Raw genomic sequence first — 9,215 nt, 5'->3', positions numbered from 1 at the left:
TGTTTCACGCGTGGGCAGAAATAGGGCTGGTCTCGTAGGAGCTGCCGAAGGCTGCGATCTTGAGAGTTTTAGAGCGGCCCGATAGATTAAAAGCTCGCAGCCTTCGTTCCTCGGCAGCTCCTACGGGGCTGCGATCTTTTGACCTTAAAAGCTCGCAGCCTACAGGTTTAGATATGTTCGGCCAGCCACTCGATCTGCTCTTGGCGTTCGCCCTGGCTTAGTTTTGCCTGTGGGTTGAGCGACGACCATTGAGGGTGCGCCCGGGCTTTGTTCAGCGCTTCGGGCAATTTACCTTCGCGCCAGGTTTTGTCTTGCGGGGTGGCCACTTGGATGCTGTCGACCGCCGCATGCCCGCGTGCATTGAGCGCGTGTAGCAACTGGCGCTGACGCAAGGCCAGTAAGCGCAACACGCTGTCATCCACGGTCAATTCGCGCTGCCCCTTGAGCTTGCCCATGAGGCGGCTGCCGTAGCTACGCGCCGTTTGCAGCGCCCCCCCGGCAATCGCTCCGGCCAGCGCTGCCGCGCCTAACGTTAGACCGCCAACCATCAAGTCCACACCCGCACCAGCGGCAGCCCCGGCGGCTATTCCGCTGCCGACTCGAACGCCCAGTTGTTTGAGGGTTTCGGGGTTAAACAAGTCATCGCCCCAGCGCCCGTCCAGCAGCGGCAAGTCGCTGGCGGCCGCATCATTGGGGCGGAAGCCGTAGAGCTTTAACAGTGCCTCGACGCAACGCTGTTCGCGCTGGCGAATCGCTTCGCGCAGCTGGCTCACGGCGTGTTGCTCAAGGCTTTTTTCGCTGGCAACGCTGCGCCGGCAGGCAGCGCAGTCGATTAACAGTTCGGCGATCAAGCGCAAGGCGCTGTGCTTACGGGCTTCGCGCTGGGCTTGTTGGTCGGTGATCAAACGTTGCAGCGCGCCGCGTGAATGCTCCAGCAACAAGGCGAGGCTTTCATACAAACGACGCTCGCCGTCTTCGGGCGGGGCCACACTGTCAAACCGCACCAGTGCGTGAAGGCCAAGCCGGGCCAGCGCATCACGCCACTCAGGCTCGCGATGCTGCGGGCTGCTGACAAAATTCAGCACCGGTAACAGCGGTTTGCCGCAACTGGCCAACACGCTGAGTTCGTCTCGGTATTTGGCCAGCACCGGCTCGCGGGCGTCGATCACATACAACCCGGCGTCAGAGGCCAGCAATTGGCGCAGTACTTTGGCCTCTTGCTCAAAACGCTGGCGCGCTTCGCTGCCGTCGAGAAAGCGTGTGACCCGAGCGGGGCCGTCCAAGCGTTCGCCAGGGCGGTCGAGTCGCTCCAGGTAATCGTACAGCGCGATGGCATCTTCCAGCCCCGGCGTGTCATACAACTCCAGCAATGGCTCGCCGTCGACCGACAGTCGCGCCCCTTCAACATGCCGCGTGGTGCTGGGGCGATGGGACACTTCGCCAAATCCGACGTCCCTTGTGAGGGTGCGCAGTAACGATGTTTTGCCGACATTGGTGTGGCCCACCACGGCCAGCGTCAGAGGCTTAGTCATGGCCTGTCTCCAGCCAGTTGATCGGGGCGCTGGTAGCGAACGGCAACCCCAGTTGCTCTAAAGCGTGATGCCAGTCGCCCAAGCGGTTTGCGTCTAGCGCCTGACCGTGTGGTGCTTGCAGCAGCCAAATGCGGGTGGCCGCGGCGCTGCGTGCCAGTTCAGCGATTAACGCCAGGCTGCCGCGATCTGGCGAGCGCCGTGGGTCGCAGGCAATCGCCAAGCGCGCAGGCGGGAAGCGGGTCATTTGCTCAAGTAATTTTTGCCGGGATTCGCGGCTGTCGAGGATGCCCGCGTCTTTGACCGTGGCTGGCAACGTGGGCGGCCACGGGTGTTGATCGTCCAGCTCAATGGCCACTATCAACGCGCCTTCGGTGTGCAGATCAGTCTGCCCAGCTTCCACGCTGTGCAACTGTTCGGGGGCGATATCGTTGACCCCAAGGCGTTCGCTGCTAGGCATTAAACGCTCGCGCAGTTGGCTGTAGCCGTTCAGGTTGAGGTCCAGTTGCAGCGCGTTGCGCCCACGTATCCAGCGCCAGCGGCAGAAGGCCGTTAGTACCAAGCGGGGCAGTACCCCGTAAACCAACAGCACGCCCACCAGCCACACCGCCCACGCTTGGCGGACTGCTTCGCTGCTATTTAGGGTGTCGGTGCTGGCGCGAATCATGGCTTCGCTCGGGCCGCTAAAGCCTAGCCAGCCGGGTAGTGCCCCGAGGGCACGGGTGGCGCTGACAAAGACATCGGCGCTCAGCAGGGTGGTTTCCCAAATAAAACCGTAACGGCGGGTGGCCATCAATAACAGCATCAGCGTCAGCGCGCTGAGCATTGCCAGCAGCCATAACCCATTGACCAATGTGCCCAGTGCCCAGCGATTGAGTTTTTGCCGTTGCAGCAACAGCAACAGCGCCGGGGCCAGCTGCGCGGCCTTGGCGTCACGGGCTAATTTGCCGCTGAGCCACAGCCACAAACGGCCAAGGCTGGCGCCATGCTCCCCGGCGAAGATCACCCCGAGCAACCAGCTCAGCAGCAGCACTAGGTTGACCCCGAGCAAACTGCCGAGCGCCCAGAACACATTGACCGGCCGTTGCCCGTCCCCCAGCGCGGCAAACGCCAAACCGCCGCCGCTGATGATGGCCAGTACGGCGAGGCCCAACAGTGCAAGGCGCGAACCTTGAAGCCAATGGCGCATGGCGCTGACCAAGCCATCTCGCTCGGCCAGCCATAGTGCGCGGTTTTGCAGGCGCGTAGCGAGGTCGCCAGCGCTGCTGCGGGCGCGGCGGTTGGCCTCAAGGTCGTCCAGCGGGCCTGCGTGTTCTTCGCGCAGGCGCACGGTTTCGGTCAGCCAAAGTCGTTGCAACGGGGAAAGTTGAGTCACGCGACATTCCATCTAAGTGAACCGTGAGCATAACCGCTGTCTGGCGGTTAGTCAGGCGGGGTACTGACAGCAGCAGGGGCGGCTCTGCTATCCTCGCCGACATGAAAAAATCTCTCCCCCTCAGCCTGATCGCGGCGCTCGGTGAAAACCGCGTGATCGGCGTCGACAACAGCATGCCGTGGCATTTGCCTGCGGATTTTAAATATTTCAAGGCCACCACCTTGGGCAAGCCGATCATCATGGGGCGCAAAACCTGGGATTCGCTGGGCCGCCCGCTGCCGGGGCGCTTGAACTTGGTGGTCAGTCGTCAGACCGACTTGCAGCTCGAAGGTGCCGAAGTGTTTGCGTCTTTGGAGGCCGCTGTCGAGCGCGCGCAAGTATGGGCCAAAGAGCAAGGCGTGAGCGAAGTGATGTTGATTGGCGGCGCGCAGTTGTACACCCAGGGCTTGGCGGATGCCGACCGGTTGTACCTGACGCGAGTAGACCTGAGCCCGGTGGGCGATGCGTGGTTCCCTGAGTTTGAGCAGGCGCAGTGGGCGTTGGTGTCGGAACAAAAGCACGCAGCGGCAGAGGGTAAGCCCGCATTCAGCTTTGAGGTGTGGGAAAGACGGTAATCGTTACAACGTATAAAAAAAGCGCCGTCTCAAAAGAAACGGCGCTTTTTGTTTAACGGCTTCAGTCAGTCACAGAACCTTGCGGTACTTTCCCGGCGAAGCTGTCTACCAGGCTGGCGACCACCATTTCCCCCATGCGCGTGCGGGTTTGCAGCGTTGCACTGGCGCGATGTGGTTGCAGTACGACGGTTTCATTGGCAAACAGCGCTTCGGGCACGTGCGGCTCATCAACAAACACATCCAGCCCCGCGCCTGCGACTTCACCTGCGGCCAAGGCCGCCACCAAATCGACCTCGTTAACCAACTTGCCGCGTGCCACGTTGATCAGGTAACCGTCTTTGCCGAGCGCTTTGAGCACTTGCGCATTGATGATGCCTTCAGCTTTATCGGCCGCGGCGGCAAGAATCAGCGCGTCGCTGTTGCTGGCCAGCTCTTTCAGATCCGCCACGAAGGTGTAATCCAGATCGCTCATGGGTTGCAGATCGGTGTAGCTGATCGGGCAACCGAACGCTGCGGCTCGGGTCGCCACTGCACGGCCAACTCGGCCCATGCCGACGATACCGATACGCATGCCCGACACCTGACGGGCTAAGGGCAACGGTGCTAACGGCGTCGGGCTGTGCGGCCATTGACCCGAGCGCACGTAGCGATCACTGGTGCACAGGCCTCGGCACACGGAGATCAACAAGCCAATGGCCAGGTCGGCAACATCTTCGGTCAGCGCGCCGATGGTCGCGGTCACGCGGATCCCGCGATCGCGAGCGTAGGCTAGGTCGACGGCATCCGTACCGACGCCATTGACCGCCACCACTTCCAGTTTGGGCAATTGCGCCATCACCGCTTGGGTGATGCCCGTGTGCCCGCCGGTGATGACGCCCCGAATGTTCGCCCCGTGTTCCTGCAAGTACGCCTGTTTATCGGCCTGCTGGAAGTAACGTCTAACGGTGAACAGCTCTTCGAGTCGTGTGTTGATGGCCGGAATAAGGATTGGGCTGAGCTGCAAAATTTCTGGTTTCATGGTGTAAACCTCGCGAAACGGAATAAAAAAGCCGGCTCAACCGCGACCGGCAAACGGCATGGCGCTGGCCATGACGGTCATGTTCAGGACGTTAGCGTCTAACGGCAGCCCAGCGATGTAACGCACGGCATCGGCGACGTGTTTGACGTCGACCATCGGCTCTACCGCGATGGTGCCGTTGGCTTGGCGTACACCTTTGGTCATGCGCACCGACATTTCGGTCAGGGCGTTGCCGATGTCGATTTGGCTGCACGCGATGTTGAATTCGCGGCCGTCCAGAGCCAGAGATTTAGTCAGTCCCAATACCGCGTGTTTGCTGGCGGTGTAAGCGCTGCTGAACGGGCGTGGGGTGTGGGCCGAAATCGAACCGTTATTAATGATGCGTCCGCCCTGCGGCTGTTGCCGGCGCATCAGGCCGAAGGCACCGCGGGCACACAGGAAAACACCGTTGAGGTTGGTGTCGATCACGTTGCGCCACTGCTCAAACGTCAATTCATCCAACGGCACCGCAGGGGCGTTGATTCCAGCGTTGTTAAACACCACGTCTAAACGCCCGTAAACCTCTGTGATGGTGGCAAACAGTGCATCAACGCTCGACGGGTCGCGCACGTCAGTGGGCACCGCCAAGGCTTGGTGTCCTTCACTGATGGCCAGCTCGGCCAATGCCTGCAAAGGCTCGGGGCGGCGCCCAGCCAATACCAAGGTAAAACCGTCAGCCATAAGCGCCAGTGCTACAGCGCGGCCTATGCCACTACCGGCGCCGGTGACCAGAGCGACTTTAAGAGGGCTGTTCATGGTGTTATCTCCTATTACAATTCTTGAGGCGTTTACCCGGTTTAAGGGCGCTGACTGACGCGCATTTCCAGCTGGCCGATGCCGTCGATCCCGGCGTTGATGACGTCGCCTGGCAGCAGCACATCTACGCCTGCCGGGCTGCCGGTCATGATCAAGTCACCGGCGCGAAGTGCGACCGATTGCGAAATACGGCTGATGATTTCACTGACCGACCAGATCTGGCTGTCGAGGCTGTCGCGCTGGCGCTCTTCGCCATTAACGTTCAGCCACAAATCGCCATTCGGGTGGCCTGCGCGAGTCACCGGCACGATGGTTGTCATCGGCGCCGAGCCGTCAAACACTTTGGCACCTTCCCACGGCAAACCATTGCTTTTGGCGGCGCGCTGGACATCACGACGGGTCAGGTCAAGCCCGACCGCATAGCCCCAGACATAGGCCAGTGCCTGACTTTCCGGGATATTGGCACCGCCCTCACCAATCGCCACCACCAACTCGATTTCGTGAACAAACTCCTCGGTCAGCGGCGGGTACGTCACCTCACCGGTTGTCTCTACCACGTTGCTCGCGGGCTTCATAAAGAACACGGGCGGCTGACGCGACTGGCCTTGGGTGTCTGGCCAAGGGTAGTTGCGGCCTACGCAGAACACTCGGCCCACGGGAAAGCGCTGCTGGCTACCGGCTACTGGCAAGGTCACGGGCAAATCAGGGGTAAATACATACTCAGTCATAGTCATTTTTGTAGTTGTCCTGTTAGAAGCATCAGCGTACGGCGGCAATCTTTTATGTAGTTGGACGAATACAGTCTTGGGTTGGAGAAAAACGCGTTCATGACTCAGCGCGCCTTCAGTTCGATGCGATACAAGCGGCCCAGCAGTAACGAGTAGGACAGGGTGCCGATCAACGCCACGCCGCCAATGAACCAGAAGGCGTAGGCAAACGTACCGGTGGACTGGACGATGGCGCCGATCACAATCGGGGTCACGATCCCGCCGATGTTGGCGGCCAAGCTGGTGATCCCGCCGGTCAGGCCGATCAGTTGTTTAGGGGCGATTTCAGAGACAGCTGCCCAGGACGAAGAAGCGATGCCTTGGGCGAAGAAAGCAACGGTCAGGATGGCAATGCAGAACACGTTCGAGTCGGTGAAATTCACCAGCACAATCGACATACCCAGCATCGAACCGACCACCAATGGCAACTTGCGGGCGAAGGACATTGAGTAGCCACGACGGATCAGCATGTCGGAGATGAAGCCCGCCAGCAGAATGCCGATGGTTGCACCGATGAACGGTAGCACCGCGAAGATCCCGGCCTTGATCATGGTCAGCTTGCGTTCTTCGATCAGGTACGTAGGGAACCAGGTCAGGAAGAAGTACAAGGCCGAGGTGCTGGCGAATTTGCCGATGCAAATAGCCCACACCTGACGATAGCTAAACAGCTCGGCGATTTGACGCCAGTTGAATTTTGTACGCTCTTGGCTGCTCTTGACCAAGCCGCCGCCGTTTTCGATGTACTTGAGTTCTTGCGGGCTGACTTTTTTGCAGTTCAGCGGATCACGGTACAAAAAGAGCCAGATCACACCGAACACAATGCCCAAGATCCCGGTGCTATAGAACACATGGCGCCAGTCAAAGGTTGTGGCCAGCCACAACAGCGCGCCGGTAAACAGCGCCGTGCCCAAGTATTGGCCGCACACATAAATGCTGCTGGCCATGCCGCGTTCACGGGCCGGGAACCAGACCGTCACCGCACGGCTATTGGCCGGAAACGCCGGAGCTTCCATGGCGCCAACAGCCAGACGCAGGCCGAACAGTGAGGCGAAGCCGGTGGCAAAGCCTTGCAACACGGTGGCCGTCGACCAACTGATGAGCGACACGCCATAGGTGAGTCGCGAGCCGAAGCGGTCAGCAATAAAACCCGCAGGCACCAAGGCCAGCGCATAGGTCCAAGCAAACGCGGAGAAAATCAGGCCCATTTCAATCTTGTCCAGGCCCAGATCCTTGGCCATGAACGGAGCGGCAATTGAGATGTTTACGCGGTCGATGTAGTTGATGATCGTGGCGATCAACAGCAATGACAGCATGAACCAGCGCCGACGGGTTGGCAGCCGTTCAGGCACCACGGCGTCCCGTGCGCCGACGCCGACCGACGCTGCGGTGGCAGAGGAAATAGACGAGTTCGACATGAGTTGACCTTCTTATTGTTAGACGAATCGAAGTGTTCGCGCACAGCCCAAGGCATTACCCTCTTTACGGGGCATACCAATCGTGAGTGGATAAAGGCGCGGACAGACGCAACTAGACGCTCAGAGGCGCCTTCGGACAGGGACAGTCGGGGGGAGTGTTAAAAGGGGAAAAAAGCCTGTTCATGAATCTGCACCTTTTGATTATTTTTGGAAGGGGCGTACTGCATTGGCGTTCAATGTGATCGTACAACCTCGCAAAATCAATGGCGGTGTTAGATCGTTTTTTTCTCTAAAAACCGTAAAAAATGCAGGTGTCCAAAAAAAATCCAGATTTATTATTTCTGGTGATGCGGCTTTTAATATCGTTAAATTGTTGTATTAAAAGGTTTTTATTCTAGTGGTGTGATCTTATCTTTTTGGACAGGGCGACATATCACACAGAGATACAATTATTGTGTCGAAAGTGAGGTCATCCTATGAGCTGTTGAAACACAGGCTGTCCGCCGCCACAATGCCCTGCATCTGCGCAGGTCGTGATGCGCCGATAATCCGCCCCTTTTACCTGTCGAGGATCCTCAGGCGATGTCGTCATCAAGCCGAGTACCCACCTATGTCATGCAGCAACGCAGCGAGCTGATGGACTTCTACATCCGCGACAAAAAAGGACGGCGCGCCGAAACCAGCCCGCATCGCCACGAATATTTTCAGATCCAGATCAATATCGGTGGCGACACCGTGCAGCACATTGGCAACGTTGAACGCCCGTTTGCCCGCAACACGCTGGCTTTCATCCTGCCGCATCGCGTACACGTTATTCCTCATCCGCCTGAAAGCAATTTCATGGTGATCAATTTTTCCCAGACCTTTTTGCTGCCGCACTTGCAGTGCGACCCAATGGATCTGGAGGAAGTCTCGATTCTCTTGGCCCCTGAATTGTCGCCGTTCCGCTTTCAGGAACATTTGGACTTCGTTTTGGGCGATGAGGATTTCGCCAGCGTCTGCGCCTTGATCGAGCAGATGCGCGTGCTGGATGAAAACCGTCAGTTCGGCACTCGCGAGATGCTCAAGGGCTTGCTGCTGCAATTGGTGGGCAAGGTCTGCGCCTTGTATGCCGAACCGCTGAAACGGTTGGCAGAAGAGAATGCGGCTGAGGTCAGCCGACGCGACGCGCTGAGCAGGATGTCGGAATACTTACGGAAGAATATTGCCGACCCCGATCTGAACCTGATCAAGGTGGCGGCGGCGACCTACCTGTCACCCACGTACCTGACGCACTGGTTGCGTAAGGAAATCGGCAAGACCTTCACCGAGCTGGTGCTGGAGCGCAGGATGCACGCGGCGCGCAATTTTTTATTGAATGGGACACGGCCGGTGGGGGAAGTGGCGAGACTCTGCGGGTTCGCTGATGAAGCGTATTTCTCTCGACGTTTTCGCCAGATCCATGGACAGCCACCGGGGCAATTCAGACGCCAGCAACTCAACCCTGACACCCCGCAGTCGCCGTCCAATACGTGACTGACGAGGGGCGATGATCGCCCCTCGTGATAGGACTAGAAGCGTTTACGTGTGCGCTAAATCCCCGTGATCGTCTTCAGCCAAAATGGCCTTGTCGGTCTGGTGCAGCGCTTGGCTGGTGACGGTGCCCGCCACCATCGAACCGCTGACGTTCAACGCCGTGCGGCCCATGTCGATCAAAGGCTCG

General features: G+C 59.0%; 8 protein-coding genes. 2 read left to right on the top strand and 6 right to left on the bottom strand.

Annotation, left to right across the window (positions count from 1 at the left end):
• Window positions 1–167 precede the first annotated feature (167 nt).
• Both AQS70_RS05390 and AQS70_RS05385 read right to left on the bottom strand, forming a co-directional pair.
• Window positions 168–1,532, bottom strand: a complete 1,365-nt coding sequence (locus AQS70_RS05390; protein WP_055101881.1) for a GTPase/DUF3482 domain-containing protein — start codon at window positions 1,530–1,532, stop codon at window positions 168–170.
• Window positions 1,525–2,904 carry a DUF2868 domain-containing protein gene (locus AQS70_RS05385; protein ID WP_055101880.1) on the bottom strand — a complete coding sequence of 460 codons (1,380 nt, stop codon included), beginning with the start codon at window positions 2,902–2,904 and terminating at the stop codon, window positions 1,525–1,527. Before AQS70_RS05385 ends, AQS70_RS05390 begins: the two co-directional genes overlap by 8 nt.
• 101 nt (window positions 2,905–3,005) lie before the next feature.
• On the opposite strand from AQS70_RS05385, the gene AQS70_RS05380 reads away from it, so the two are divergent.
• Window positions 3,006–3,518: a dihydrofolate reductase gene (locus AQS70_RS05380; RefSeq protein ID WP_055101879.1), complete on the top strand. Its 513-nt coding sequence runs from the start codon at window positions 3,006–3,008 to the stop codon at window positions 3,516–3,518.
• A gap of 61 nt (window positions 3,519–3,579) precedes the next feature.
• On the opposite strand, the gene AQS70_RS05375 is transcribed toward AQS70_RS05380, so the two are convergent.
• From AQS70_RS05375 to AQS70_RS05360, 4 genes are all read right to left on the bottom strand, one after another.
• A complete protein-coding gene (locus AQS70_RS05375; protein ID WP_055101878.1) occupies window positions 3,580–4,536 on the bottom strand; it encodes a 2-hydroxyacid dehydrogenase in 957 nt (318 codons plus the stop codon).
• Window positions 4,537–4,572: 36 nt separating this feature from the next.
• Window positions 4,573–5,331 carry an SDR family oxidoreductase gene (locus tag AQS70_RS05370; protein ID WP_055101877.1) on the bottom strand — a complete coding sequence of 253 codons (759 nt, stop codon included), beginning with the start codon at window positions 5,329–5,331 and terminating at the stop codon, window positions 4,573–4,575.
• A gap of 41 nt (window positions 5,332–5,372) precedes the next feature.
• Window positions 5,373–6,065 carry a fumarylacetoacetate hydrolase family protein gene (locus tag AQS70_RS05365; RefSeq protein ID WP_055101876.1) on the bottom strand — a complete coding sequence of 231 codons (693 nt, stop codon included), beginning with the start codon at window positions 6,063–6,065 and terminating at the stop codon, window positions 5,373–5,375.
• A gap of 98 nt (window positions 6,066–6,163) precedes the next feature.
• Window positions 6,164–7,513: an MFS transporter gene (locus AQS70_RS05360; protein ID WP_055101875.1), complete on the bottom strand. Its 1,350-nt coding sequence runs from the start codon at window positions 7,511–7,513 to the stop codon at window positions 6,164–6,166.
• Between the two features lie 582 nt (window positions 7,514–8,095).
• Here AQS70_RS05360 and AQS70_RS05355 point away from each other — a divergent pair.
• On the top strand, window positions 8,096–9,028 hold the full coding sequence (locus AQS70_RS05355; protein ID WP_055101874.1) for a helix-turn-helix transcriptional regulator: 933 nt from the start codon (window positions 8,096–8,098) through the stop codon (window positions 9,026–9,028).
• Window positions 9,029–9,215 lie beyond the last annotated feature (187 nt).

Source organism: Pseudomonas endophytica (assembly GCF_001411475.1).
Classification (GTDB): Bacteria; Pseudomonadota; Gammaproteobacteria; order Pseudomonadales; family Pseudomonadaceae; genus Aquipseudomonas; species Aquipseudomonas endophytica.
This window is presented reverse-complemented; position numbering and strand designations above follow the sequence as displayed.

Excerpts from the sequence above, each read along its gene's own strand:
- AQS70_RS05355 (WP_055101874.1), top strand. The coding sequence starts at position 8,096 with ATGTCGTCATCAAGCCGAGTACCCACCTATGTCATGCAGCAACGCAGC.
- AQS70_RS05365 (WP_055101876.1), bottom strand. The coding sequence starts at position 6,065 with ATGACTATGACTGAGTATGTATTTACCCCTGATTTGCCCGTGACCTTG.
- AQS70_RS05380 (WP_055101879.1), top strand. The coding sequence starts at position 3,006 with ATGAAAAAATCTCTCCCCCTCAGCCTGATCGCGGCGCTCGGTGAAAAC.
- AQS70_RS05370 (WP_055101877.1), bottom strand. The coding sequence starts at position 5,331 with ATGAACAGCCCTCTTAAAGTCGCTCTGGTCACCGGCGCCGGTAGTGGC.
- AQS70_RS05390 (WP_055101881.1), bottom strand. The coding sequence starts at position 1,532 with ATGACTAAGCCTCTGACGCTGGCCGTGGTGGGCCACACCAATGTCGGC.
- AQS70_RS05360 (WP_055101875.1), bottom strand. The coding sequence starts at position 7,513 with ATGTCGAACTCGTCTATTTCCTCTGCCACCGCAGCGTCGGTCGGCGTC.
- AQS70_RS05375 (WP_055101878.1), bottom strand. The coding sequence starts at position 4,536 with ATGAAACCAGAAATTTTGCAGCTCAGCCCAATCCTTATTCCGGCCATC.